Raw genomic sequence first — 24,869 nt, 5'->3', positions numbered from 1 at the left:
ATTTCCATGCGTGCTTACCCAACCAAACTTATCTTCAACCTTGCTGTGGCACTCGTGCTGATCCTCGCAACGAGTCATTCCCAGGCTCAGTCAGCTCACGCGGAAGAGGCCGCCATCCGCACCGTCCTCGAAGCGCAGGTCGCGGCCTGGAACCGCAGCGACATCCCCGCATTCATGGAATCCTACGAAAACTCACCCGAAACCACCTTCATCGGCAAGAACATCGCAAAGGGGTATGGCCCCATCCTCGAGCGCTACAAGAAGAGCTACTCCACCCACGAGCAGATGGGCACGCTAACCTTCCACGACCTCGACATCCGCCTGCTGCCCACCAGCACCGGCCCGACCGAATACGCCATCGTCACCGGCCACTTCCACCTCGACCGCACCACCCACGGCGAAGCCGCCAAAGACGACGGCATCTTCAGCCTCATCTGGCACAAAACGCCAACTGGCTGGAAAATCATCCTCGACCACACCAGCTGATTCCCGCACATAAAAAAGCCGGAGACCCCGTTCAGTAGGTCTCCGGCTTAGTGTTGTCTTACTCGTCCGAACCAGCCGCTGATTAGAACTTCAGCTTCGCCGAAAACTGAAACTGCCGCGCAGCGCCGGCAAACGTTGGCGTGCCAAACGTCGGATTCGCCGGGCTGGTCACCCCGTCGCCGAATGCCTTCGGCGTAGCCCCGGCAAACTCCGCCGCGCCATACACCTGGTCCACATCCTGCACGTTCACCCGGTTCAGCAGATTCAGCGCCTCGGCACTCACATTCACCTGTAGCCGCTCACCTACATGAAACAGCCTCTGCAGCCGCGCATCGGTGTCGTAGTACGAAGCCCCGCGATACGAGCTGCGCCCGACGCTACCGACGCGGTCATTGAACGGGAACCCATCCCCGTTCACGTCCGAGCCAGCCAGAATGCTGTAATACTGCGGGCTCTGCAGCGTGTTCAACATCGAGAATGACAGATTTCGCAGCGGCGCAACCCAGGTCTTTGGCGACTCTCCCATCAACGTCAGGATGAAGCGATGCCGCACATCGTTGTCGCTCACTGCCCGGTCATACTCCGGATGCAGATAGTTCTGCGGCTCGTCCTGCAACTGGTTCTCCGTCGCCACGTCGATGGACTTGCCATAGGTGTAGTTCGCCATCACGCTGTAGTGCTGGCCAAAGTTCTTGCGCAGGCTTACCGTCCCCGCGTTATACAGCGACCATCCCGAGGGTGTGGCAAACAGTACAAACCCAAACTTCGGATCAGCCGGCGCAAACTTCTGACGGCCATCACTCAGATTTCCATTGGGAAGCCCGTTGATGGTGTTCGAGCTTATCAGGTGCATGGCGTGGAGCCAGTGATACCCCGCCGTCAGATACCAGCCCCTGCCGAGCTCGTTTTCAATCTCGAAGTTGGCCGCTTCGGAATACGCGGAAGGGAACTTGCGCTTCGTGAACCCAAGTGGAAACTGCTTCAGAATCCCCGGCGCAGGGTAGATCCCGTTATGCGTGAAGTTCGAGAACGCCGCGCCCGCCAGCACCGGCCCAGCCGTTCCCACCATGCCCGCCGGACCAAACCCGACCAGGTCATCCGAGGGATTGGCAAAGTCCGACAAGAGCGGCTGGTTCATCGTCGTAAACGGAGCGGCGCCATGCCACCCGTTGACCAGGCTGCTGTACTCAAACGACCCGGTATACAGCCCGAAGGTCGACCGCACCACGCCCTTGCCGCCGCGGAACGCATAGGCAACGCCAACACGCGGCTGAATATTGCCAAAGTTCGTCGGATTCATCTTCCCCAGAATCTTCAGGTCAGATGCCGATGGCAGAAAGTCCAGGTCATACCGTGCGCCAAACGAAAGCGCCAGGTTCGGCCGCGCCCGCCACTGGTCCTGCACGTAGACCGCCCCCAGCTTGTGCCAGAAAGCCACGTGATCCGCAGCCTCTCGCGCCGGTCCATCCGGCCCGTCATAGAAACCGCCCTCAAACGGCACATTCCGCTGCGGCACCTGGTTCCCGAAGTCAGCTCTGGTCTGCTGGAACAGGAACTCCACCGCCGTCCCCGCTCCAAACGCCGCAAACGGCCCCGCGCCAAAGAAGCTCTGCGGACTGAAGATACCTACGCCCGGCGTAAAGTAAGGCGTCTGCGCCGAGAACCAGATCGGCTCAAACTCCACGCCAACCTGCAGCGAGTTCGTTCCATGCGTGTACGTTGCCGCTTCGCGCGCCTGGAAATGGTGCTCGCTGTAGTAGCTCACGCCACCTAGAAACCCGCCGCTATAGAGCGTATCCGCCACGTTCAGCGCCGGTTCAAACCCCGCCCCTACTGGGCTCATGTAAAAGATGCGCCGGCTGAAAGCCGCCGAGCTCTCCAGAGCCAGCTGGCTGTTCACAACATGGAAGAGGTTCGCGTACACCGTCTGATCGTGAACCAGATTGTTCCGATAGCTCGAAGGCAATCCCTGTCCCGGCGAAGCGGCTGGAGTATTTCCGTTATGCACATTGGTGTACTGATATCCGGCCGACAATGTGTTGCGGTTGCTCAGCACATCGTTGAACTTGCCAAAGGCGTTGTTGTAGTCGTTGATGATCAGGATTGATCCGAGATTTTCCGGCGACAGACCAAGCTTCGTCTTCACTTCGTTGATGCTGGGCGTGCCCGGTCCCAGGCATCCCTCCGTATCGATGCACTTCAACACAAAGCGAGAGTAAAGCGGCGACTGCGCCCTCCGTTGCCCTTCATACCCCGCAAAGTAAAAGGCCTTATCCCTCCGGATCGGCCCGCCCAGCGTAGCGCCAAACTGGTTAAAGCGCAGCGTGTCAAAGCCCGGCGCCGACAGCAGGTTATTCGCGTCGATCGCGTTGTTGCGAATGTAGTCATAAGCCGAGCCATGCAGATCGTTTGTGCCGGACTTGGTGATCGTGTTCACCGCGCCGCCCAGGTTCAAACCGCCGCCTGCGGCATCCGGCCCGTTCACCACGCGAAACTCCTGTACCCAATCCAGCGCCGGACTCACACGCTGCACGCCGGAAACCGTCGTCGTGTAGTCGATCCCGTCCAGCCCGTAGAAAACACTGTGCGTCTCGCGCAATCCGCCGAAGCTGATCATCAGCACCGTCTCCTGGAAGGCAGACTGCGCCGCGGTCGTCGTGCTGCGGCCAATCGCCGCCGTCGGCGTCAGGAGCGCAAAGCCGATGAAGTCCCGTTCCGCAATCGGCAGATCGGCAATCTGCTTCGGATCGATCACCTGGCTCCGCTCCGACCGTTCCTTATCGATCCCCGCGACCGTGTCGTGAACCTCCACCTGCGTCGTGGCCGCGGCAATCTGGAGCGCGATGTCCACCTCCGCCACCTGCCCCAGCGTCAATGTCAACGGAGCCTTGTACGTGCTGAACGCTCCGGCATCCACGGTCAACGTATACCGCCCCGCCGCCAGCCCCGGAATCACTGCGATCCCAGTCTTATCCGAAACATCTTCGCGCACCGCGCCCGTATCCACATTGCGCACCGTCACCTTCGCCTGCGGCACGTTACTTCCCGAGGGATCATGCACGGTAAGGTTCAGCGTCGCAAACTGCTGCGCCAGCGCAGGAAAAGCAATCCCGAGACTCATCATCAGGATCAGGACCAGACGTACACCCTGGCGCGGAAGGGAAAGTGGAGAAACACGCGAAGCGCCGCACTGGCGCCCGCAGAGAGAGTTGTCGTGCTGTACTGGCATGAAGTAATTCCTCAGATCAAAGTCGAGTCGGGATCGGATCGTGATTGGCTTAGGCCAATTCAAGTGCAAAATAGGGGAGTCTTTGGATCAGGCCGGATTATGCCGGACATAAGTAACCACGCACCACCGCCCATGGTTGGAATCAAATGTCCAACCAGCGATGGAGCGCTACACGGAACATCTAAGTTAGAGAATTGTTCTCAAAACCGCAGCCGCACCCCGAACTGAAACTCGCGCGGACGGTAAAAATTCGTAGCATTCACATCCAGCGCTTTCCCAAACTCCGGCACTTCGCTTGGCAAGCCAGCCTTCGTCAACCCGGTAAGAAAATTGAAAGTAGGCCGCCCACCCGACGTGCTCCCGCGATAGATCGTGTACCCGGTCGTCTCCAGCAAAGTAACATTCTGGTGATTCAGCAAGTTAAAGCTCTCCGCCAGAAACTCAAGCTGACGGTGCCGCGCTAAGTCGAACCGCTTCGCTACCCGCATATCCCCCGTGTAAGTCGAAGGATACCGGTAAGTATTCCGCCCGATGTTATAAGTCTTCCCATCCCCACCCAGCCCATATACCCGGTTATCCCCTGCGGAACCATTCATCCCCGTCCCCACACCTTCGATCAATTTCCCGCCCGGATCGAAGAACCCTGGAATATACCCGCCCGTCCGCATCGTGTACGGCAGCCCACTGCGAAACTGCCCCACCGCCGCCACGCTCCATCCATTGCCCGCCACGCCCTCCCATCCTGCAAGCTTCCAAGGAGCGGAGTACATCACCGTAGCCCCCGCCGAGTGCCGGATATCAAGATTCGACCGCCCGTACTCCAGCCGGAAATCCGCCGGGTCCAGCACATCATTCCCCGTCACCTGCCCCGACTCATTCGGATTCCAATCCGCCGCATGCGCAAACACATAGTGCGCATGTACATTCAGCCCCCGTCCGCCGTACCGCGTCAGCTTCAGCATCCCGGCTTCATAGGTAGAATTCGCCTTATCCTCCTTCGAAACAATCTGCTGGTAAGCCGAATTCCCACGCTCCGTATAGAGCGGGACTTCGATCGAAGAAGACTTGATTGGCCCTTTCCCCGTCCCATCCACCACGTCGTAAGTCACGGATCGAGGCACCCCAAACCCATCCACAGCCCGCACCAGATTCGTATCCACAGAAATCGGCAACCGCCGCCCCAGGCTCGCCATCCCGCTGGCCTCCAACACCCACCGTCCTGGTAACTCCTGCTCCACCGAGAACACCCCCTGCGCCACCTCCTGCGCCCGAAAGTTTTTCGCAAACGCCACCGCCCCCGGCGTCACCACCGTCTGCGGAGCCCCGCTAAAGACAAAGGGAAACGGCGGCGCACCCACATCCGTAGGCTTGAAAAAGAAGTCGAGATCCCCATTGAACGAACCCGTCTGCGTCAGCCCCGCAAAGATAGCCGCCTGTCCGATCCGCCCAAAGTAAAGCCCAGCCCCAGTCCGCACGACAGTTCGCTTCGCCGGCGACCACGCCGCCCCCACCCGTGGACCCCAGTTCATCACCGTCCCCGGCAGGCGCTCGGTCTGCGGCAGCGCAGGATTGTCCATAAACCCGATCCGCGGCGGCAACTGCTGCGCCTCCACCCGCACGCCCGTAGAAATTGTCAGGCCGCCGAAGGGCTGCCACTGCTCCGTAGCAAAACCCGCCAGATCGTTCGTACTCAAATGCCAGTTCGCCGGACCTGTCCGCTGCGAATACCACGCATAGCAGGGTAGGTACCCCAGTCCACCCAACTCGCTCCCAACCCCGCTGCCTTTCACATAGACCCGCCCGGTTTGATCGCAGTTATGCTGACCAGAGGATCCATCTCCCACGCCCCCCAACCCAAAGGCCTCAAAGCTCGCCACATCCGAAACAAAATTCAGCACATCCGCATAGGAGTAGGTCCCGGTCTGGTTCACCAGCGACCCCACCGTGTCCTGCAAATGGTCGAAGCTCCCGCCCGCCTTGATCATGTGTGCCCCATGCACCCAACTCACCGTATCCTGCCCCTGAAACACACGCTCCTCAGGAAAATTCCGCCCGCCCAGCGCAGCCGGCGTACCCAGCACAAACCCATACTTCGAGTCCGCAATCATCTCCGGCACCGCCCCAAACGAGTTCGCAATCAGCAGCTTCTCAAACTCCGAAGGCGCCTGCGCCGTCTCGCTCTGTACCCGCCCGCGAAACTGCACTCCAACTATGTTCAACAGGTCCGCAGTCAAAAAGCTCTCCAGCTTCGCCAACCCCCACGTTTCCTGCCCCTGCACGTTCCCGAAACTGTGGCTCCCATACGTCTCAGAACTCCGCGACCGCCCACCCCCCGGCGCATCGAGATTCGCAAAGCTTCCCTCGACGCTGAGGTGCTGCCGCTCCGTCACCTGCCAGTCCACTCGCTCAAACCCCTGCCACTGAGCCATCTGCCGCGGCACCGGCCCCAGCAACCCGGCCACCTTCTCCAACACCGCCGAATAATCCGCCACTGCCTGATCCAGCGCGTCGCCTGTCCTCCCCAGCCGTGTCGCCAGCACACGCAATTCGTTGTTGGAAGGCCGCGCAAAGAAGTTTCCGGCATGCCGCGTCATCGCCACTCCAGGGTCATTTCGCAACAGCCCATCCATCGCCGCAAACCAGTACAGCTTGTCCCGCTTGAGATGCCGCCCAACCCCGAACCCGAATGTCTGCCGCAAATCCTCCGGCGTATACGGCTCCTCCGCAAACTGCGCAATCTCGATCCCTGCAGCCGGAGCCGTCTCCTTCACCCACTGCGTAAACGGGTTTCGCGCGCCCCACCACCCCTGCCGGTCCAGATAGAACGCCTGTCCATGCAGCCCGTTCGTCCCTCGACCTGTAAACAATCGCAGCACCCCGCCGTTCGCCGATCCCACATCCGGATTTCCCGACCGAGCCTCCATCAACCCCACCGCAGATTCACCCAGCCCTTCATTTGCCCGATCCCGCCGCTCCCCTGTAGCCTGAAACTCCGGCAAACTCTCCATCCCGTCAATCCCCGCCGCCTCAGCCTCCTCATGCGCCATCGGAGCCGCAACGTCATCCCGACCTGAGACAGGATCCCCAATCTGCCCACCCCGCCCCGCACCCACGCCACCAGCCTCAGCGGGATTCGCGACTGGCGTAAGCGCCTCAAACTCCACCCAGTTCCGTGAACTCGCAGGCAACCCGCGTAGCTCCTCTCCACTCAGGACGGTCGTCACCGCCGGCGCAACGGGATCCAGTTCATGCGGCAGCTCCCGCGCGGTCAGCGGCTCCTCGACAGGCGTAGGCAACTCCATCACCAGCGCCGCCTGCACGCGAGTAGCGTGGCCCGCAGAAACCACAATTCCCTCAACAGCTCCTCTGCCCAATTTGGGAACATCCGCCTCCAGCCGGTATTCCCCCGGCCCCAGCCCTGCAAACCGGTAGCTCCCGTCTTTCCCGGTAACGCCGCGCGCCACCGCACCCGTCGCCAGATTCCGCACGACAACAGCAGCGTCCACCAGCGGCACACTATGCCAGTCCGTCAACCGTCCAGCCAGGGTTCCAGTCGCAGCACTGCCAGCCTCCGCCCGCGCCGACAGCGTCCAAAGCAGGGCGAAGCCCAGCAGGCAAGCCCACCGATACCGCCCTAAAGCCCGATTTATCCAAAGGAAGCCCATCGCCCAATCCCCGCAACCACTGCAGCCCAAATCTCAGGGGCAGCAGGGTCGGATCCAGAGCAAATCCGGGAAAAGGGAAACAGCAATCACTCCTCAGCCAGCAAAAAGGAAAGTCGCAGGCCAGCCCATCCTCATCCAATAACTGCTATCGCGGAACAGGTTCAGGGAGTTGCAGGCGAGTATATTCCGATTTCCGGTAGACTAGCTAGATAGGAAGTTGGTATTTCGCACGATGTTTATCGATGAAGCAAAAATTCTGGTCAAGGCCGGCGATGGCGGCAACGGGTGCGTTGCCTTCCGCCGCGAAAAGTTCGTTCCCCGCGGAGGCCCCTCCGGCGGCGATGGCGGTCGTGGCGGCGACGTCATCATGCAGTCCAGCCAGCAGCACAACACGCTGATCCATTTCCGCTACAACCCCGAGCACAAGGCCGAGCGCGGACGCCACGGCGAAGGCTCCAACTGCACCGGCAGCGACGGCGAATCCAAGATCATCAACGTCCCCGTCGGCACCTCCGTATACGACGCGGAAACCGGCGAGCTCATCCACGACTTCTCCCAGCCCAACGAGCGATTCGTCGTTGCCAAGGGCGGTCGCGGCGGCCGTGGCAACCAGCATTTCGCCACCCCCACCCACCAGGCCCCGCGAGAATCCGAGCCCGGCCGCCTCGGCGAAGAGCGAACCTACCGCCTCGAGCTCAAGCTTCTCGCGGACGTAGGCCTCGTCGGCTACCCCAACGCCGGCAAGTCGACGCTGATCTCGCGCATCTCCGCAGCCAAGCCCAAGATTGCCGACTATCCCTTCACCACGCTCGAACCGAACCTCGGCGTCGTCACCGTAGGCGAAGAGCCGCACAACGAGAGCTACGTCGTAGCCGACATGCCCGGTCTCATCGAAGGCGCTCACCTGGGCCATGGCCTCGGCGTTCAGTTCCTGCGCCACATCGAGCGCACCCGCGTTCTCGTCCACCTCGTCGACGTCTCCGACGGCTCCGGCCGGCCCGACCCCGTCGAGGACTTCAAGGTCATTAACCAGGAACTGGCCAACTTCGGCCACGGCCTCGACGAAAAGCCAATGATCGTAGTCGCCAGCAAAATCGACTCCGCCAACCCGGAAAAGCTGAAGAAGCTCACCGCCGCAATCAAGCGCCGCAAGCTCGAGTTCTACCCCATCTCAGCCGTGACTGGGCAGGGAATCGAAGACCTCAAGTGGGCGCTGGCCAAGCACGTTCGTGAAGCCCGCAACGTACAAATTCCCGAGCCTGTCTTTTAAAGACCCGGCCCGGGAATTTGCAATTCAGCAGTTTTTTTCCAGCTACAGGCGTTTAGGCGTTCTCGGCGCCAACCAGCTCTTCCTTCGCAGGAGCGCCGTTCAGAGGCCGTCCAGCATCCTGCTTCCCGCGGTCCTCTCCTGGAACCTTTCCATCGATCAAGTCGACAGAGAGCCCTGGACCGCCGTGCAACTCAGACTCAACAGGCTGCAGGCCAAAGCTGGTCTGCCAGGGGCCATGCATATCCTCATCGCCCTCGCTGCCAACACCAGTCGAAGCGTTGAAATATTCATCCACGATGCCCGGCGTAGGCTTCAGCCGGCCAATCGAAAACGGAGACTTTTCCAGGCTTTCGAGCGCCGCAGAGAACGCCTTCATGTGCGTAATTTCGCGCGTCATCAGGAACTGCAGCGTATCGATCGACCCCGGATCGTCGGTGTGATCCAGCAGCCGCTCGTAGACAATCTTTGCTCGCGCCTCGGCTGCAATGTTGCAGCGTAGATCCACATCCATCTCGCCCGTAACGTTGAGATAGTTGCCCGTCCACGCGTTGCCCATGGAGTCGAAGAGTCCCACGCCGCCGCCACCGGCAATCGTCACCAGCGGGTCAGCCTCGGCCGCCTCGCGGTTCGTCTTCAAGCCCTTGAGGTGCATCCGGATCAGGGCACCGACTACTTCCAGATGGCTCAGCTCTTCCGTACCGATATCGAGAAGCAGATCACGCCTCGCGATATCGTCCACGCAATTCCAGCCTTGAATCGTGTATTGCATTGCTGCCGCCAACTCGCCGTTCGCTCCGCCGAATTGTTCCAGCAGCATATTCCCGAACCGAATATTCGGGGTGTCCACGGTGACCGTGTACATGAGCTTTTTCACGTGATGATACATATTCCATCCCTCGGGAGACCTGCTCCAGAACGTTTCGATGCAGAGTCTCCCGAGGGGCGATGAATTTGTATTATTCCGATCAGGTCTGTGAAATGCGAAAGATCATTTACGGAGACGAGCAACCCACTAGCAGTGCGTTACTGCAGCACTTGGATCGTAGATCCATTGGGAATCTTCACCTGGAACTGGTCGTCCGTCAGCGGTGGATTTGCCGTCACCCGCTCCACAGTCATCACCAGTTGATATTCCTCTTCAGGCCGCTTCAACGTGATCGTCCCCGGATACTTCGTGCCCCCAAAGTCCTGGTAAGGCCCGTAGATCACCTGCGTCTCCAATTCACCCTTGTCGTCATAGAGATCCTGCTCATACGGCAGCAGATCCTCGCGATGGAAGCGAATCACGCGCACCGGGTAAAGAGCCTGGCTACCCGCCTTGCGCCGCACAATGTTCAGCACATAATCCGGCCGCATCAGCAGCTTTTTGTTCGCCGCATCCTCTTCGGTAATCGTCTCCGCCAGCACCGAATACAGCTCGTCCTGCGCCAATCCCCGCACCGTCATCGCGTCGAACAGGAACCCCGGCCGCAAGTTCTCATACCAGTTCGGCGAAGTCCCCTTGCTGGCATTCAGCCCTTGGTAGACCTTGCTCTTCGGCGGCACAATCAGCGTGAAGTGCACGCCGTCGCTGCCCAGGTCAAACATCGGCGTCTGCACCAGCGGAGCCTTGCCCAGCATCCGCAGCATCTCCGGCTTGCGGACCAGCAGGTTCGCGCGGAACGAAGGATAATCCGTAGCCGTGCCTTCCTTCGATTTCAACCGGCTTGCGACAATATCCACCGTCGCCGTCAGACTCTCGAACTTCGCCCAGTTCTCGTTCAGCTTCGCCACCAGCTCATCGGCGGACGCAGTCTGCACACTCGCCGGAGCCAGCGGAGCCGGCAGCCTCCGCTTCGACGTAAACAGGGCCACACACCCAGTCATCGCCGGCATCCCAGCCGTCAGCACCGCCAATGCAGCCCACCGCTTCCAATCTCCTGGCCTACAGCTCGCCATCGTCAACGTCCACCTGCTTGCTTAACGGCCTGCCTGTAGCTGGCAACGTTCTTGTTATGCTCTTCCAGCGTCGCCGCAAACCGCGACTTCCCCTGCGGATCGGCCCCAGCCGCCACAAAATAGAGATAATCCGTCGGCGCCGGACTCATAGCCGCCTTCAGCGAAGGCAACCCAGGATTGGCAATCGGTCCCGGCGGCAGCCCCGCATGCTTGTACGTGTTGTAAGGCGTATCCCGCGCCAGATCCGACTGGTAGATCGTCCCGCGCCACTTGCCCTCAAGCTGCAAGCCATAGATCACGGCAGGATCGGTCATCAGCGGCATCTGCTTCGCCAGCCGGTTCTTCAGCACACTTGCCACCAGAGGCCGTTCCGAGTTCACCGCCGTCTCGCGTTCCACCAAAGAAGCCAAAGTCACCACGTCATGTACGCTTCCAGCTGCCCTGCCGTTCCCGCCAGCCGCCCCGAACAGCCCAATCTGCGCCGCCTCCGTCCGGAACCGCTTCAGCATCGTCGCAATCACCTGCGCCGCACTCACCTTGCGCGGAAACCGGTACGTGTCCGGGAACAGATATCCCTCCAGGCTCTTCGCCTGCGGATCCAGGTCGGCAATCAGAGGAGTTTCTTTCGTCGTAGCAGTCAGAAAATCCTCCTTGTTCACGAGGTTCACAAACCCCGCCTGCGCCAGCCGTGCGGCAATATCAAACCGCGTCGAACCCTCGGGAAAGGTCACCGGAAGCGTAAATACGTCGCCGCGCGCAATCCGTGCATACACATCCGTGACCGGCAAAGCGCGATCAAACCGGTACTCGCCCGCCTTCAACCGGCCGCGCTTCCAGATCCGTACCAGGTCAAACGCATACCGGCTCCGAATTACCCCAGCCTGCTCTAACTGGATGCCAATCTGGCTGCTGGTGCTGCCTGAAGCAATCTCAACAAATGTCTCCGTTTGCGGCCCAACCGGCGTGAACACCAGCCAGCCCACCCCGCCAGCCGCAATCACGGCCAGCAGCAACAGCACTGCGAAGAACCCGCCACAACCCAGACCCTTCTTCTTCCTGACACTCGTCCGTCTGCGGCGCACCATTCTTCGGGGAAACCTTCCTTCAAAACTGAGGCTGAATTTTCGGGCAGAAAAGCCCTGTGAGATAAGACGCACCCAGCGCCTAAGTAGATTCTCTTCTTAAGATTCTATCGGCACTCCATCGCTGCTTCTCAGAATTGCGGTCTGCCCCCTGCCGCCGGCTTTGCTCTTGCCTTTGTCCTTCTTGTTGTCATTCCCGCAGGGAATCTGCTTTTGCCTCCGTCCCTCAAGCCGTAATCTAGAGTCTGCATTCGAGGGATACCATCGAAACCAACCCCATCCCGCGCTACCTCGGCCTCGATATCGGCTCCAAACGCATCGGCGTAGCCGTCTCCGACGAGCTCGGCCTCACCGCCCAGCCCGTCCTGACGCTCACCCGCAAGCGCAATCCCAAAGACGATCTCCGCTCCCTCGCCCGCCTCTGCCGCAGATATGGAGTGATCGCCATCGTCGCCGGCAACCCGCTCCACATGTCCGGCGAGCCCAGCGCTCAGGCCGCCAAGAACGAAGCTTTCGTCCAGCAACTCGCCACTCTCGCCAACCTCCCTGTCCACCTCTGGGATGAGCGCCTCACCTCCCGCGCAGCCCACGAAATCCTCTACGCCGCTGGCAAACCCCGCCAGGAACACCAGCCCCTCGTCGACCAGGTAGCCGCTACTCTCATCCTCCAATCCTTTTTGGATGAGCGCCGGAACGCCGTATAATCGAGGTTTCCAGTACTCTCACGTACTGACTCTCATCGCAGCGGGAAACGAATGACCGAGCACATCAAAAAGCAGCTCCAGGAACAGATCAACCAGATGGAGCACGAGCTGGCCCACGAACTACCGGCGGAAATCAAGAAGGCCGTCGCCCTCGGCGACCTCTCTGAAAACGCCGAATACCACATGGCCAAGCAGCGTCAGGACTTCGTTAACGCCCGCCTCGGCGCCCTCAAGAAGCGCATGGCTGAGCTCTCGCTCGTCAACCTCGCCAACATCCCGCGCGACAAGGCAGCCTTCGGAGCCACCGTCACCGTCTTCGACACCACCAAAGAAGAAGAAATCATCTACAAGCTCGTCACCAGCGAAGAGTCGGACGTTTCCAAGGGCCTCATCTCCACCACCTCGCCCATTGGCCGCTCCCTCATCGGCAAGCGCGTTGGAGACGTCGCCATCGTCGTCACTCCCAACGGCAAGCGCGAGCTCGAAGTCCTCAAACTGGTCACCATCCACGACGAAGCAGGAGCATAACCAGTGGAGATCACCCACGGCGAAACCCATCACCGGACTTGGACCAGCGCCTTTGGCCGCGCCTGCGGATGGCTCCTCAACAAGATCGTGCATGGCCTCGCGCTCACCAAGGTTTCGCCCAACTTCCTCACCTTCATCGGCCTGGTCATCAACATCGGCGCAGCCTTCCTTTTCGGCAACGCTAACGCCACCAACGCCGGTAAGATGTTCCTCTACGCCGGCCTGGTCATCATCGGCGCTGGTCTCTTCGACATGGTCGACGGCCGCGTAGCCCGCCGCAACAATCAGGTCACCGTATTCGGCGCCTTCTTCGATTCGGTAATCGACCGCTACTCCGACGTTGTCCTCTTCTTCGGCCTCATCGTCTACTACGCCCGCGTGAACCACTTCCGCTATGTCGTCCTGGTCGCCTTCGTCATGGTCACGTCGCTGATGGTCAGCTACACCCGCGCCCGCGCCGAAGCCCTCATCGGCTCCTGCAAAGTAGGCTTCATGGAGCGCCCCGAGCGCATCGTCCTCGTCATCCTCGGCGCCCTCTTCAACCACTGGGGAGTCATGGCCCCAGTCCTCTGGGTACTAGCCGTCCTATCGACGATCACCGTCATCAACCGCATCACCTACACCTACACCAACACAAAACACATGGCCCCGCTCGCCTAACTGGTGCGAAGCCGAATGACCTGTGGCTACTCTTGCTTTCTTGTTTGTCATTCCCGCAGGGAATCTGCTGTTCGTTCTTTCAGCGCCAAAGGCGCGTTCGATACCAGCCCAGGGCAACGCCCTGGGTAGAGTGCGACGAGACAGACCGAGGGCTGAAAGCCCGCCCTATCGTAAGCTCTAATACTCCGGCCGCCCGAAACCAGCCAGATGCTCCACCGCCTCATCCGCCCGCGCTCGCAATTGCACCAGTTCCTGCTCCGGCTTCTTGCGCAACGTCATATAAGGCATCGCCATGCGGATATTCCCTTGAAGGATGGCCCGGTTCCGCTCCAGAAACGTCCAGTAAAGCGCCGTAAACGGGCAGGACCCCGGCCCGACCGAAATCTTCGGGTTGTACGCGCAATGCCCGCAGAAGTTCGACATCCGGTTAATATAAGCCGCCCCCGAGACATACGGCTTGGTCGCCGTCATCCCGCCATCCGCATACGTCGCCATCCCAAGCACATTCGGCTCGACCACCCAGTCATACGCATCCACATACGCCATCCAGAACCAGTCCGTAAGCTCCCGCGGAGAAAACCCACAGAGCACCGCCAGATTCGACAGCACCATCAGCCGCGTAATGTGGTGCGACCAGCCCTCTTCCACCACCTGGGCGACTACAGTATCCACGCAATGCAAACCCGACTTCACACCCCAATACACAGCGGGCAAGGGAAGCGAAGCACCCAGAGCCGAAGGCCGCGCCCCGGCATAGGGATCGTGTTTTCCGGCCACCTCATAAGCCTTAGCCGCCTCCGCCGTCTGGTCGGGAGAAACCTCCTGCGGGCGTCTGCGCTTTTCCTGCAACACATGTCCCTCCAGCAGCCGAAACCCATCCGTCTGCTCATGCACATGCCGCATAAACTCCCGCCACCCCAGCACCTGCCGGATAAATCCCTCACACGAAGCCATCGGCGCCAGCCCCCTTTCAGCCCGCTCCTCCACGTCGCGAATCAGATCCATCGGCAGCAAGCGGCCAAGGTTCAGCAGCACTGAAGTCTTCGAGTGAAACAGGTGCAAATGATCATCCCGCATCGCATCTTCAAAATCTCCAAAGTGCGGCAGCAAATGCTCAAGAAAGAATCCCCAGAACCGGTCGCAATCCTCCCCCTTGCAGGGCAAATCGAAGCCACGCGTCGTTCCAAAGTGATGCCCGTAAGTCTCTTCCACATACGCGATCACTTCGTCTGTCATCGAATCCGGCGGGAAAGTCGGCGGCACAGGAACGGGCACCTCATCGCGAAAAGCCTTCCGGTTCTCGGCATCAAACGAGAACTTCCCACCAATGGGCTTGCCACTCTTCATCAGAACGCCCGTCTTCTCTCGCATCCGCCGGTAAAACCGGTCCATCACATAAGACTTCCCCGGCGCATAGCCTCCATAAATGCCAGTAAAGTCCTTCGTGGTAGAAGCCCACGTGGAATCCTCAACAAATTCAATGGCCAGCCCGCTCCGCTGCGCCGAGTCCAGATCAAGCCGCAGCTCGCGCTCAGCCGGAGTCATGCATGTAAGCGCAGGCAGACCGCGGCTCCGCTGCAGCTCCAGCAGCGCCTGCCCATGACTCAAAGGCGAAAAGTGATACAGCACGGCGACGCCTCGCGCCGCTTGCTCCAGCGCGAAATGCCGCATGTTCGAGATCAGCACCACCAGCTTCTTCTTGTGATAAGGCCGCCGAAGAGCCTTCGCCGTGGACTCAACCATCACGATCCCCGTGTCAGCGGCAGCCTGCTCGCTGATCGGCCCCACGCGGTCCGTGGAACGGTCGTAAGGCACATACATCCAGCGCCTGTGCGCAATGTCTTCAGCAGTCGGCTGCGCGGTTTCAATCTCACTCCGGAACGTCATGGCCCAACTATACGTTCGCCTGAGACCGGATAGGGATCATCCCAGAGCAGCCGCTTTCACCGCATCGACGCGACCATAGTCTCTTATCTACTCCCATTTCCCCAGGGAACCGTATGCTGTTCTCTGTCAGCTGTTCTCTGTCCGCTACCCTTGCAACCAACCACCACCCACGTGGATCAAATCTCTAGAGGCACCAAATGACTGAAAAAATAGAAAAATCCAACGCCGAATGGCGCGCCCAGCTCACCCCGGAGCAATATCACGTACTCCGCGAAAAAGGCACGGAACGCCCCTGGACCGGCGCCCTCACCCAGAACCACGAAACCGGGGAATACTCCTGCGCCGCCTGCGGAGCCAAGCTCTTCGAGAGCGGCGCCAAGTTCGACAGCGGCTGCGGCTGGCCCAGCTTTACGATTCCGGCAGATTCGAAGGCCATACACGAGCACGAAGACAATAGCTTTGGCATGCGGCGCGTAGAAGTCACCTGCGCCCGCTGCGGCGGGCACCTCGGCCACGTCTTCCCCGACGGCCCAAAGCCGACCGGTCTACGCTACTGCATCAACTCAGCCTCCCTGACCTTCGAACACGCGGAAAAGTAAGCGGCAAAGCTACCAACCGTTTCCTCCCCACCCACTGCAAAACCGGGTGCCCCACCCTCGCGACGCCGTTGTTCTTGTCGCTGGGGTGGGACAAACAAATCTACCGGTATCGTTGCCTTTCTTGGTTGTCATTCCCGCAGGGAATCAGCTGTTTCCTCCGCTCACTCCTATTCTGAATCCCATCCACTCTCACCCGGCCGCATAAATTTCTATCGCCATGCGGGACGCGCATGGTAACGTTCTCCCTGAAGATTCCACTCTGCAGTAGGCCAACCGGCTATCCGGAATCGCCCCTTACCAAATCTGGCCAAATCTGGAACAACTCTGGAGAACGACCATGGCAACCGATGCCCTCCGTACGCCCAAAGCCGTCACCCGCAAGCCCCTCTACCGCCCCGTCAACCGCACCGCCGAACGCGCCTTCTTCTCCTTCATGGCCGTCCTGCTCTGCGCGGTCGTGGTCTACGGCTTTTCGCGGACGTACTTCATGGCCGGCATGGTCACCGCCCCGCTGCCAGCGCCCATCCTGCACATCCACGGAGCCGTTTACACCCTCTGGATGCTCCTCTATGTCGTCCAGACTGCGCTCATCTCTGCTCGCCGCGTCGCCTGGCACCGCAGCTTGGGAATTATCGGTTTCTGCCTGCCGCCTATCATGATCATTCTCGGCATCGTCGCCGCCCTCAACGCGCTCAAGCGCGGCGTCAACATCGGGCCGCTCTCGCCGGAAACCTCGCTCGCCATCCCACTCATTGGCATGGCCGCCTTCATCCCCGTCATCTACTCCGCCTGGGCCACCCGCCGCAAGCCGGACACCCACAAGCGCCTGATCATCTTCGCCACCATCGGCCTCTGCGAAGCAGCGCTTGGCCGCTTCCCCTGGTTCAAGATCGGCCTCGCCCCCGGCGCTGGAGCCGTCATCGGCCTGGGTCTGCTGCTGCTCTTCCCCATCGCCTACGACCTCTTCTCGCTCCACCGCCTGCACCGCTCGACGATGTGGGCAGCCCCGCTCATGTTCATCACCGGAGCGGCAGCCGTCCCCATCGGCATGACTCCCGTCTGGCATTCCTTCGCCGACTTCCTGAACCGGAACGTCGCACACTATCTCTGAAGAGAAGCGCAATAACCCCATTGCGATTGCGCAGCTTCGCACACGGACTGCGCACCGCCGCCACGCCGATTGCGCAGTCCCCGACGCGGATTGCGCAACGTCGGACAAACATTGCGCATCGTCCTGCACAGCTCTCCGATTCAAATCGGCGATCGGCGCCTAGCGCAGGCATTATGCTGTCTCCATGCGCATCCGTGCCACCCTCCTCGCCGTGGCTCTCGCCACCCTCTCACCACTCCTTCACGCCCAGGAAGACCCAACCCTCGACGCCACTCTTCAGGCCATCGCGCGGGCCCATCAGGGGAAAGTCACTCTCTTCGCCCACAACCTGAAAACCGGCCAGACCGCCTCGCTGGTGCCTGATGAACTGGTCAAAACCGCCTCCGTCATCAAGCTCGCCGTCCTGCTCGACGCCGCCGAGCAGATCCGCTCGGGCCACGCCACGCTCAACGAAAAACTCACCTTAACCCAAGAGAATCAGGTAGATGGCTCCGGCGTCCTCGCCTTGCTGGACACGCCGTTGCCGCTGACCCTGCGCGACACGCTCATGCTGATGGTCGTCCTTAGCGACAACACAGCGACCAATCTCGCCATTGACCGCCTGGGCCTCGCGCACATCAACCAGACCATCCAGGCAGCCGGCCTGAAAGACACGTATCTCTATAAGAAAGTGTCACTTCCGCCCACAGGCCCCATGCCCGCGGATCAGCCAAGATTCGGCCTCGGCAAGACCACCGCCCGCGAAATGGCCGCGATCATGGAGCGCTTCGCCACCTGCAAACTGGCCCTCGACGGCACGCAGCCGCTGCCCGGCGACAGCAAACTCTGCGGCCAGCTTCTGCATATGCTGCGCAGCCAGCAGGACCGCAACAGCATTCCACGCTACCTTGAAACGCTGGACACCAGCGAGCACGGCTCCGCTATCGCCAACAAAACAGGCGCATTAAATCAGGTCAGAAATGATATTGCGTTGATTGCGACCAAGGCAGGACCGGTTGTGATCGCCGCCTTCACTCAGGACAATGAAGATCAGCGCTGGACCGGGGACAACGATGCCGAGAAGACCCTCGGCAAACTGGCGCACGCCATCGTAGACCGCTGGTCGCCAGCCGGTCTCGATGCCGATGGGTTGAACTGGGAAGAGCCTGGTACTCAGCCGGGAAAACACTAGAAAGGCCAGCCCGGAGGCCGGCCCTCATGCGAAATCTCTAAGAAACGAAAGCTCTTACGCCTTGGTAACCTTGCCGCTCTTGATGCAGTTGGTGCAAACGCGAATGCGCTTTCCGGCGCCCTTCACGATCGCGTGCACAGCCTGAAGATTCGGGCTCCAGCGACGACGGGTGACGTTGTGCGCGTGGGAGATGTTGTTACCAAACTGCGGGCCTTTGCCGCAAAGATCGCATACCTGTGCCATTGCTCTACTCCAAAAATCCTGATTTTCCCTGCCGGGTGCCGGGAGCGGTCGGAAGGGCGCGATTCGTGTGCGTCGGAGCGCTTGTGTCTCGAAGGACTGCGCTCTGGAAAACTCCACAACGCCGAAGTGCGCGGCTGGCTGACCTGCTGCCGAACCCTTAGTATATCCCGAAACCCGATTCCAGCCAAGCGCCACCGCTATCCAGCAGCAAGTACCCTTCCGCTATGCCGACTTATCGTTACCAACGTTGAGAACGACTGCCCGCGTAGCGAGCTCGGTGCGATGAGGTAGGATTCCGTCATGGCAGGATTCGCAGTTGTGATGGCATTCATAACGTGGGGATTCATTCTCACGATCGTTAGCATCGTTCTTTCGATCATTCTATTTAGGTTCGCAAAACGCTCCTTCCCTGATTCAACCTTTGCTGCCAAACGCTATCGAATATTCAATGCTATCGCGCCATTTTTGGCTCTAGGATGGCTGGCCGGGGCGCTGATCTTGCACTCGTTCATCTCGAATCACCTTGCTCATCAAAGCGTGGGCTACAGCCCTGACCCCTACGTCACTCTACCGAACGGCTATGTGGTAGGGAGTTTGAACACTTACTCTGGCTATGTTCATGCACCGGGAGTGACCACGGATATTCCATGGATCGGGCGTGGTTACGTACGTGGAATCATTGAACTGGAATTCCGCGATGGGCGATTCCTTGGAACTTATTTGGACAGCAAGTCGCAGTTCCAGCCGCAGGGCACTGATCACGTTAGAAATTTCGTATTTGATACACGGGATCAGTCCATCCAGACATCGGATACAAACACTGCGGGTGACTTCACGAGTCAGCAGAACAGCGTCCACCAAGATCAGAACTCTTACTGGAATCTGTACGCTCAAAATCGTCATGGCTGGCCTACGGTGCTCTTCTGGGTCATTTTGCTCGGAGGCTGGGGTGCTCTTGTCGCTGTTGTGCAGCAACTAAAGCCAGTGGGTTCATTCTCGGCTCAAGGCAGCAATTAGGCTAGCGCAGTTTCCCTGGTCGAGTGCATCGCCGATCTCGACTTTTGTACCGATAAACGCCCTTACCGTAACTCAATTTCATAGATGTTGCCCAACGTTCTGTCCAACGTGTTCAAATTCGCCTACCACCCGCCATCAATCTTTCTTGCGCACCGATTTAGGCTCGATATTCGGCAGGAAACCGGTCAGCAGCCCGATCGCCGGAAGGTAAGCGCAGACGTGATAGACGTAAATGATGCTGGTCGCGTCGGCCAGCTTGCCCAGCACCGCCGCGCCGATGCCGCCCATGCCGAAGGCAAATCCGAAGAACAGCCCGGAGATCATCCCTACCCGCCCCGGCACCAGCTCCTGCGCGTAGACCAGAATCGCCGAGAACGCCGAGGCGATAATCACGCCGATCACGACGCTGAGCACCGCCGTCCAGAAGAGATTTGCATAGGGCAAAATCAGCGTAAACGGCAGCACTCCCAGGATCGAAACCCAGATCACATACTTACGGCCAATCCTGTCGCCGACCGGCCCGCCAATCAGCGTGCCCGCTGCGATCGCTCCAAAGAGCAGAAACAAAAGCAGTTGCGAATTGCCGACGGAAACATGAAACCGGCTGATCAGGTAGAAGGTGTAGTAGCTGGTCAGGCTGGCGATGTAGAAGTACTTCGAAAACACCAGCAGCATCAGGATGGCCATCGCCCTGATCACCTGGCCGCGCGGCAGAGTCCGCCCCTGCTCGCGCAGCTTTGCTGGCAACGACCGCAGGTGCTCCAGCCGGTCCCGGTACCAGCGCCCGACCCAGCTCAAAACCAGAATCCCGAGCAGCGTAGCCAGCATGAACCACAGCACGCCCTTCTGCCCGATCGGCAGAATGATCAGCGCAGCCAGCAGAGGACCGATTGCCGAGCCGGTATTGCCGCCCACCTGGAAGAACGCCTGCGCAAATCCATGCCTGCCGCCCGAAGCCATCCGCGCCACCCGCGAAGACTCCGGATGGAAGATCGCCGAGCCCACACCGAACATCGACGCCGCAATCAGCAGCAGTCCAAAGGTCGGCGCATAGGCCAGCATCACCAGCCCCACCATGGTGCAGCCCATCCCGATCGGCAGCGAGAACGGCAGCGGCTTTTTGTCGGTAAACATGCCGATGAACGGCTGCAGCAGCGAAGCCGTGATCTGAAACGTCAGCGTAATCAGCCCGATCTGGCTGAAGTCGAGGTGGAAGGACGACTTCAGGATGGGGTAGATCGACGGCAGTAACGACTGCAGCATGTCGTTGATCAGGTGGCAGAAGCTCACCGCCGCCAGCACGCGCAGCATCGTTCCCTCGCGCAAGGGCTGAGGCGCGGCAATTTCGGTTGCAACTGCGGAAGAGGAAGACATTTGTTGGTCCCGGACGGCGTTCGGCTTTTATTCTAGCTTCCCGCAATTGTCGTTCTGCCCACATGGTTTCTGATGGTTTCTGCCCTGGAAAGATGCAGGAGAGAAAGCACCAAAATGTGCAAGGATACTTCCATGCCAAAGAGTGTTTCGGTACGTCGTTCTCGAGTGATGCCGCTGCTTGCCGTTGTGCTGGCATTTCCTGTTGTCTCTACCGCCCAGGCGCCATCGCCGGATAAGCTCGCGCAAGTCTTCCACGCGTATCAGCACCCCGATTCCCCCGGCTGCGCCGTGGCCGTGGACGCTCCGAAGCAAGCCGGCGAGACTTCCGGAAACGCGTGGACAGCCGCCTACGGCATGGCGGACCTGGAGCACGGCGCAGCCAACACGCCAGCCACGGTATTTGAAGCCGGCTCGGTCAGCAAGCAGTTCACCGCCGCGGCCGTTCTACTGCTCGTGGAGCGGAAGCAGGTCGGTCTGGACGACGACATCCGGAAGTACTTCCCCGAGCTTCCAGCGTACGAAAAGCCCATCACAGTTCGCGAACTCCTGAACCATACCAGCGGATTGCGCGACTGGGGCAGCGTGGAAGAAATCGCCGGTTGGCCCCGGACCACCCGCGAATACACCCACGCCAATGTTCTTGAAATCCTGAGTCGCCAGCATGCGCTTAACTACAAGCCCGGCGAAGCCTGGTCCTACACCAACAGCGGCTACAATCTCGCCGCCATGCTCGTCGAACGCGTGAGCGGCATGTCGCTGCAGGCCTTCTGCCACAAGGAGTTCTTTGAGCCGCTCGGAATGACGTCTACGCAATGGAGGGACGATTTCCGCCGCATCGTGCCCAATCGGGCGATTGCCTATGAGCAGCGCGGCAAGGAGTGGCGGCAGGATATGCCCTTCGAGGACATTTACGGCAACGGCGGCCTGCTGACCACTGTCGGAGATCTGCTCAAGTGGAACGCCAACATCACCAGCGGCAAGCTCCACCCGGCAATCTTCGCGCAAATGCAGAAGCCCAGCGCACTCAACGACGGCCAGCCGGTCGAGTACGGTTTCGGGCTTTTCCTTGAGCAATTCGAGGGAATGGCGCAGGTTGCGCACTCCGGCGCGACAGCCGGGTACCGGGCCTGGCTGGGGCGTATCCCGTCGAAGGGGCTGTCGATCGCGATCCTGTGCAATGCAACCTCGGCCAACACCACCGCGTTCGCCGGACAGATCACCCGGCTCTATCTCGGTCTCAGCGAGCCAAAACCGCCGGCCCAGCCCGAGCACGCGAAACCCGGCCTATACGTAAATCAGCGCGAGCATTCGGTAGTCAAAGTTGGAGAGAAAGATGGCACCCTCGAGTTTGACGGACATCCGGCAAGGATGAAGGTGCGATTTGACGGAGAGACGATGTTTACCGCCCAGCCAATCTACGGAGAGGACGCGTGGGATCGTGTTGAGCCCTGGACGCCGAAGGATTTGAGCGCATTTGCCGGCACGTACGCAAGCGATGAGGCTGAGACAGAACTTCGCGTTGCAGTGGAAAACGGGAAGCTAGTCGCTCATCGCAGGCCGGATGCTTCGTTCCCGCTGACGCCAACGTATAAGGACGCTTTCGATTGCGAACAGGGCACGGTGCGCTTTCTGCGCGACGGAGTGGGCAGGGTTGTGGCTCTGAGCGTGGGCGAATCGCGTATGTGGGATCTGCGCTTCAGCCGTCAGGCGGACACCAGGGCTTCGGGGCAGTAATGCAAGGCTCACCAAGAGTTGGGCAGGATTGACTTAGCGTCAACAAAGGCGATACACTACCTTAGTTTGGCGATTCTGCCTGTAGCCCTGTTGTCAGTACTCGTTTGCGAAGGTTTCGCGAGAGGTTTGCGCGAATAGCAAACTCGAGTTTTGCCAGGGTGAGCAAGTACTTCCCAATCAACGAGATTTGCACCAATGGAAGATGCGCGCCGGATAGGCATTGGCGCTGGAGGTTGTATGTACGCTGTGATTCGTACCGGTGGCAAGCAGTACCGGGTCGCCCCAGGCGACGTCGTCAAGATTGAGAAGATTGAAACCCCTGAGGGCGCGGCTGAAATCAAGACCATCGAGTTCACCGATGTTCTCGCCGTCTCCGGCGAGCCTGGCACCATCGCCAAGCCCGGCGCTGCCTCGGTAACCGCGGAAGTGGTCAGCGAAGGCCGTCACGCCAAGATCCTCGTCTTCCACCTCAAGCGGAAGAAGCAGTACAAGAAGCTGCAGGGACACCGTCAGGCATTCACCGAAGTTCGCATTAAGTCGATCCTGGTCGACGGTGTTGCGCTCGGCGCGGCTGTCTAGTTTTAGGCTGTTCCGTCGAAACCCAAGTTCTGGATTCTGAAAGGATTTTGCAATGGCACATAAAAAAGGTGGCGGTAGTTCAACAAACGGACGCGACTCTAACGCACAGCGGCTGGGCGTCAAGGCGTTCGGCGGGCAGGTCGTAACCGGTGGCACGATCATCGTCCGTCAGCGTGGGACACCAATCAAGCCCGGCCTGAATGTCGGCATCGGCAAGGACGACACCCTGTTCGCGAAGATCAGCGGCACGGTGCAGTTCCGCGATCGTGGCGGCAAGGGCCGTTTCGCATTCGTAGAGCCGCTCACGGCTGGGTAATTCCCGTCCGGCCCAGGTTTGACCTGGCCCGGGCCTGTGCTTCAAGAAGAAAGGCCAGAACCCGTCGGGTTCTGGCCTTTCTGTATTTCGGAATTGACGGGCGGCGCTTTAGGACTCAGATTCCTTGCTGTTCAAGGTGCGTGTAAAGGCGCGTTCGACAACCTTCTCCACATCCACCAGGAAGAAGCTCTGGGTCGGTTGCAAGGCCACCTGCGTCCCCTTGTGTCCGAGAGCCTGGGCAATCTGATCCCACTTGTAGATGGTGGAGTCTGCGCGAACCGTGACGGTCTTACGAGAAGTCGCTTCCGGTAGCGCAGCATACAAAGTCCAAACCGCAAGGGTAACTATGGCTCCCAATTCCAGGAGAATCTGCACTCTCGGATTCATGGCAATCTGTAGAGCCGCTACGCTCGACTCTGTGCAGTCAATGATGGCAAGCCAACCCAGTCCGATAGCCATCCCGAAAGGACGGCTACGCGGCGACAGGCTAATGGCTCTCATGCTGAGGGCAAGCAGTGTCAAGAGGCACAGCTCGGTGGTGCCGACGCACCGCATGAGAAGAATACCGATCTTGATTGTTAGGTCCGGTCCGGTGCTGAGGGACGACAAAGTTGTAGCCGTAACCAGAACCGATGCTACAGCTGCCCAGCGGAAGATCGTTGTCCCCACGCGTACCAGGCCCTGCAGCGGGGCCAGAGCCTGGCGGTACACATCCAGGCAGGCCAGAAAAAGCAGTACAGCGGAGATCATGTAGCTCGCCCAGTGGACGATGAAGAACACCTTTGTATACGTCATTGGGCTTGCCAGCAGCGGCCCATACAGAAGGAACCAGACTGCTACTCCAGTGACGGCTCGAAGACAAAGGTACGAGAACATCCACGGATAGTTTTTCCGCAGGCTCGACCGGAAAAACAACACGCAAACAGCGACCGACAGCAGTACATCCAGATCGACGGTGATCGTTTGTGCGAGAGACGAGTACATGCGGAGGCTCCAGCCATCCTGAGAATACATCCAGAATAGCGCGATTCTACGCAAGCACCCTATGAATTCAGTAACCGTTCCCTAGCACTTTCGTGCTACCTGTGGAGAACTTGTTCCCTATGCTTAGCGCATGGGCGGGCACTGCTGCGTGAAGGGGTTGCAATACGGGGTGGGTCCGGGCAGGTTGGAGTGCGGAGCTGTCGCAATGGTCGCGGGTTTGGCCATGGAGTTTCCAGCAACGGCTGCGGCGATCACGAGGGTGGCGGCGGAAAGGCGGATAGCAATCTTCATA

22 protein-coding genes are annotated in these 24,869 nt (G+C 59.8%); 12 read left to right on the top strand and 10 right to left on the bottom strand.

Features of this window, described 5'->3' with window-relative positions; genetic code table 11:
- Positions 1–6: 6 nt before the first annotated feature.
- Positions 7–486, top strand: coding sequence for a YybH family protein (locus AC5S27_RS22510; RefSeq protein ID WP_493936798.1), 480 nt, complete (start codon positions 7–9; stop codon positions 484–486).
- A gap of 82 nt (positions 487–568) precedes the next feature.
- Here AC5S27_RS22510 and AC5S27_RS22505 read toward each other — a convergent pair whose 3' ends face one another.
- Positions 569–3,715 carry a carboxypeptidase-like regulatory domain-containing protein gene (locus tag AC5S27_RS22505; RefSeq protein ID WP_493936797.1) on the bottom strand — a complete coding sequence of 1,049 codons (3,147 nt, stop codon included), beginning with the start codon at positions 3,713–3,715 and terminating at the stop codon, positions 569–571.
- A 200-nt stretch (positions 3,716–3,915) separates the two neighbouring features.
- Positions 3,916–7,380: a TonB-dependent receptor gene (locus tag AC5S27_RS22500; protein ID WP_493936796.1), complete on the bottom strand. Its 3,465-nt coding sequence runs from the start codon at positions 7,378–7,380 to the stop codon at positions 3,916–3,918.
- Positions 7,381–7,612: 232 nt separating this feature from the next.
- Between AC5S27_RS22500 and obgE the strand changes: the two genes are divergently transcribed.
- The gene (gene obgE / locus AC5S27_RS22495) at positions 7,613–8,650 is read left to right on the top strand and encodes a GTPase ObgE (RefSeq protein WP_493937351.1); all 1,038 of its coding nucleotides are present in this window, start codon (positions 7,613–7,615) and stop codon (positions 8,648–8,650) included.
- 52 nt (positions 8,651–8,702) lie between these two features.
- Here the strand turns inward: obgE and AC5S27_RS22490 are convergent, their stop codons facing one another.
- The 3 genes from AC5S27_RS22490 to mltG form a co-directional block, all read right to left on the bottom strand.
- On the bottom strand, positions 8,703–9,524 hold the full coding sequence (locus AC5S27_RS22490) for a manganese catalase family protein (protein ID WP_493936795.1): 822 nt from the start codon (positions 9,522–9,524) through the stop codon (positions 8,703–8,705).
- A gap of 149 nt (positions 9,525–9,673) precedes the next feature.
- Positions 9,674–10,588 (bottom strand): LolA-like protein, encoded by a 915-nt coding sequence (locus AC5S27_RS22485; protein ID WP_493936794.1) that lies wholly within the window; start codon positions 10,586–10,588, stop codon positions 9,674–9,676.
- 2 nt (positions 10,589–10,590) lie between these two features.
- Entirely contained in the window at positions 10,591–11,673 is a 1,083-nt protein-coding gene (gene mltG, locus AC5S27_RS22480; protein ID WP_493936793.1) for an endolytic transglycosylase MltG, read from the bottom strand.
- Between the two features lie 242 nt (positions 11,674–11,915).
- Between mltG and ruvX the strand changes: the two genes are divergently transcribed.
- Genes ruvX through AC5S27_RS22465 form a run of 3 tightly spaced genes read left to right on the top strand, consistent with a single transcriptional unit; the run spans position 11,916 to position 13,562 of the window.
- Entirely contained in the window at positions 11,916–12,374 is a 459-nt protein-coding gene (gene ruvX, locus AC5S27_RS22475; protein ID WP_493937350.1) for a Holliday junction resolvase RuvX, read from the top strand.
- 51 nt (positions 12,375–12,425) lie between these two features.
- Positions 12,426–12,902, top strand: a complete 477-nt coding sequence (locus tag AC5S27_RS22470) for a GreA/GreB family elongation factor (protein ID WP_493936792.1) — start codon at positions 12,426–12,428, stop codon at positions 12,900–12,902.
- Between the two features lie 3 nt (positions 12,903–12,905).
- The gene (locus tag AC5S27_RS22465; protein ID WP_493936791.1) at positions 12,906–13,562 is read left to right on the top strand and encodes a CDP-alcohol phosphatidyltransferase family protein; all 657 of its coding nucleotides are present in this window, start codon (positions 12,906–12,908) and stop codon (positions 13,560–13,562) included.
- Positions 13,563–13,739: 177 nt separating this feature from the next.
- On the opposite strand, the gene AC5S27_RS22460 is transcribed toward AC5S27_RS22465, so the two are convergent.
- Complete coding sequence (locus AC5S27_RS22460) at positions 13,740–15,449, bottom strand: cryptochrome/photolyase family protein (protein WP_493936790.1); 1,710 nt, start codon at positions 15,447–15,449, stop codon at positions 13,740–13,742.
- A 197-nt stretch (positions 15,450–15,646) separates the two neighbouring features.
- On the opposite strand from AC5S27_RS22460, the gene msrB reads away from it, so the two are divergent.
- The 3 genes from msrB to AC5S27_RS22445 all read left to right on the top strand — a co-directional run bounded on the left by msrB (position 15,647) and on the right by AC5S27_RS22445 (position 18,330).
- Complete coding sequence (gene msrB, locus AC5S27_RS22455) at positions 15,647–16,048, top strand: peptide-methionine (R)-S-oxide reductase MsrB (protein ID WP_493936789.1); 402 nt, start codon at positions 15,647–15,649, stop codon at positions 16,046–16,048.
- A 337-nt stretch (positions 16,049–16,385) separates the two neighbouring features.
- Positions 16,386–17,159: a hypothetical protein gene (locus tag AC5S27_RS22450; protein WP_493936788.1), complete on the top strand. Its 774-nt coding sequence runs from the start codon at positions 16,386–16,388 to the stop codon at positions 17,157–17,159.
- Positions 17,160–17,343: 184 nt separating this feature from the next.
- Positions 17,344–18,330, top strand: a complete 987-nt coding sequence (locus tag AC5S27_RS22445; protein WP_493936787.1) for a serine hydrolase — start codon at positions 17,344–17,346, stop codon at positions 18,328–18,330.
- Between the two features lie 54 nt (positions 18,331–18,384).
- Here AC5S27_RS22445 and rpmB read toward each other — a convergent pair whose 3' ends face one another.
- Positions 18,385–18,573: a 50S ribosomal protein L28 gene (gene rpmB, locus AC5S27_RS22440; RefSeq protein WP_493936786.1), complete on the bottom strand. Its 189-nt coding sequence runs from the start codon at positions 18,571–18,573 to the stop codon at positions 18,385–18,387.
- Between the two features lie 300 nt (positions 18,574–18,873).
- Here rpmB and AC5S27_RS22435 point away from each other — a divergent pair, with 300 nt between their 5' ends.
- Positions 18,874–19,590, top strand: a complete 717-nt coding sequence (locus tag AC5S27_RS22435) for a hypothetical protein (RefSeq protein ID WP_493936785.1) — start codon at positions 18,874–18,876, stop codon at positions 19,588–19,590.
- 135 nt (positions 19,591–19,725) lie between these two features.
- Here the strand turns inward: AC5S27_RS22435 and AC5S27_RS22430 are convergent, their stop codons facing one another.
- Positions 19,726–20,964 (bottom strand): MFS transporter, encoded by a 1,239-nt coding sequence (locus AC5S27_RS22430; RefSeq protein WP_493936784.1) that lies wholly within the window; start codon positions 20,962–20,964, stop codon positions 19,726–19,728.
- 132 nt (positions 20,965–21,096) lie between these two features.
- On the opposite strand from AC5S27_RS22430, the gene AC5S27_RS22425 reads away from it, so the two are divergent.
- The 3 genes from AC5S27_RS22425 (at position 21,097) to rpmA (ending at position 23,593) form a co-directional block, all read left to right on the top strand.
- The gene (locus tag AC5S27_RS22425) at positions 21,097–22,698 is read left to right on the top strand and encodes a serine hydrolase domain-containing protein (protein ID WP_493936783.1); all 1,602 of its coding nucleotides are present in this window, start codon (positions 21,097–21,099) and stop codon (positions 22,696–22,698) included.
- Between the two features lie 237 nt (positions 22,699–22,935).
- Positions 22,936–23,277: a 50S ribosomal protein L21 gene (rplU, locus tag AC5S27_RS22420; protein ID WP_493936782.1), complete on the top strand. Its 342-nt coding sequence runs from the start codon at positions 22,936–22,938 to the stop codon at positions 23,275–23,277.
- A 52-nt stretch (positions 23,278–23,329) separates the two neighbouring features.
- Entirely contained in the window at positions 23,330–23,593 is a 264-nt protein-coding gene (gene rpmA, locus AC5S27_RS22415; RefSeq protein ID WP_493936781.1) for a 50S ribosomal protein L27, read from the top strand.
- A 108-nt stretch (positions 23,594–23,701) separates the two neighbouring features.
- Here the strand turns inward: rpmA and AC5S27_RS22410 are convergent, their stop codons facing one another.
- Both AC5S27_RS22410 and AC5S27_RS22405 read right to left on the bottom strand, forming a co-directional pair.
- Complete coding sequence (locus AC5S27_RS22410) at positions 23,702–24,577, bottom strand: hypothetical protein (protein ID WP_493936780.1); 876 nt, start codon at positions 24,575–24,577, stop codon at positions 23,702–23,704.
- A 123-nt stretch (positions 24,578–24,700) separates the two neighbouring features.
- Positions 24,701–24,868, bottom strand: a complete 168-nt coding sequence (locus tag AC5S27_RS22405; RefSeq protein WP_493936779.1) for a hypothetical protein — start codon at positions 24,866–24,868, stop codon at positions 24,701–24,703.
- Position 24,869 lies beyond the last annotated feature (1 nt).

This window comes from Acidicapsa borealis, from assembly GCF_059115245.1.
This window is presented reverse-complemented; position numbering and strand designations above follow the sequence as displayed.

Excerpts from the sequence above, each read along its gene's own strand:
- rplU (WP_493936782.1), top strand. The coding sequence starts at position 22,936 with ATGTACGCTGTGATTCGTACCGGTGGCAAGCAGTACCGGGTCGCCCCA.
- AC5S27_RS22500 (WP_493936796.1), bottom strand. The coding sequence starts at position 7,380 with ATGGGCTTCCTTTGGATAAATCGGGCTTTAGGGCGGTATCGGTGGGCT.
- AC5S27_RS22510 (WP_493936798.1), top strand. The coding sequence starts at position 7 with ATGCGTGCTTACCCAACCAAACTTATCTTCAACCTTGCTGTGGCACTC.
- AC5S27_RS22430 (WP_493936784.1), bottom strand. The coding sequence starts at position 20,964 with ATGTCTTCCTCTTCCGCAGTTGCAACCGAAATTGCCGCGCCTCAGCCC.
- AC5S27_RS22485 (WP_493936794.1), bottom strand. The coding sequence starts at position 10,588 with ATGGCGAGCTGTAGGCCAGGAGATTGGAAGCGGTGGGCTGCATTGGCG.
- AC5S27_RS22470 (WP_493936792.1), top strand. The coding sequence starts at position 12,426 with ATGACCGAGCACATCAAAAAGCAGCTCCAGGAACAGATCAACCAGATG.
- mltG (WP_493936793.1), bottom strand. The coding sequence starts at position 11,673 with ATGGTGCGCCGCAGACGGACGAGTGTCAGGAAGAAGAAGGGTCTGGGT.
- obgE (WP_493937351.1), top strand. The coding sequence starts at position 7,613 with ATGTTTATCGATGAAGCAAAAATTCTGGTCAAGGCCGGCGATGGCGGC.
- msrB (WP_493936789.1), top strand. The coding sequence starts at position 15,647 with ATGACTGAAAAAATAGAAAAATCCAACGCCGAATGGCGCGCCCAGCTC.
- AC5S27_RS22405 (WP_493936779.1), bottom strand. The coding sequence starts at position 24,868 with ATGAAGATTGCTATCCGCCTTTCCGCCGCCACCCTCGTGATCGCCGCA.
- rpmA (WP_493936781.1), top strand. The coding sequence starts at position 23,330 with ATGGCACATAAAAAAGGTGGCGGTAGTTCAACAAACGGACGCGACTCT.
- AC5S27_RS22450 (WP_493936788.1), top strand. The coding sequence starts at position 16,386 with ATGGCAACCGATGCCCTCCGTACGCCCAAAGCCGTCACCCGCAAGCCC.
- AC5S27_RS22435 (WP_493936785.1), top strand. The coding sequence starts at position 18,874 with ATGGCAGGATTCGCAGTTGTGATGGCATTCATAACGTGGGGATTCATT.
- AC5S27_RS22425 (WP_493936783.1), top strand. The coding sequence starts at position 21,097 with ATGCCAAAGAGTGTTTCGGTACGTCGTTCTCGAGTGATGCCGCTGCTT.
- AC5S27_RS22410 (WP_493936780.1), bottom strand. The coding sequence starts at position 24,577 with ATGTACTCGTCTCTCGCACAAACGATCACCGTCGATCTGGATGTACTG.
- AC5S27_RS22505 (WP_493936797.1), bottom strand. The coding sequence starts at position 3,715 with ATGCCAGTACAGCACGACAACTCTCTCTGCGGGCGCCAGTGCGGCGCT.
- AC5S27_RS22445 (WP_493936787.1), top strand. The coding sequence starts at position 17,344 with ATGCGCATCCGTGCCACCCTCCTCGCCGTGGCTCTCGCCACCCTCTCA.
- AC5S27_RS22460 (WP_493936790.1), bottom strand. The coding sequence starts at position 15,449 with ATGACGTTCCGGAGTGAGATTGAAACCGCGCAGCCGACTGCTGAAGAC.
- rpmB (WP_493936786.1), bottom strand. The coding sequence starts at position 18,573 with ATGGCACAGGTATGCGATCTTTGCGGCAAAGGCCCGCAGTTTGGTAAC.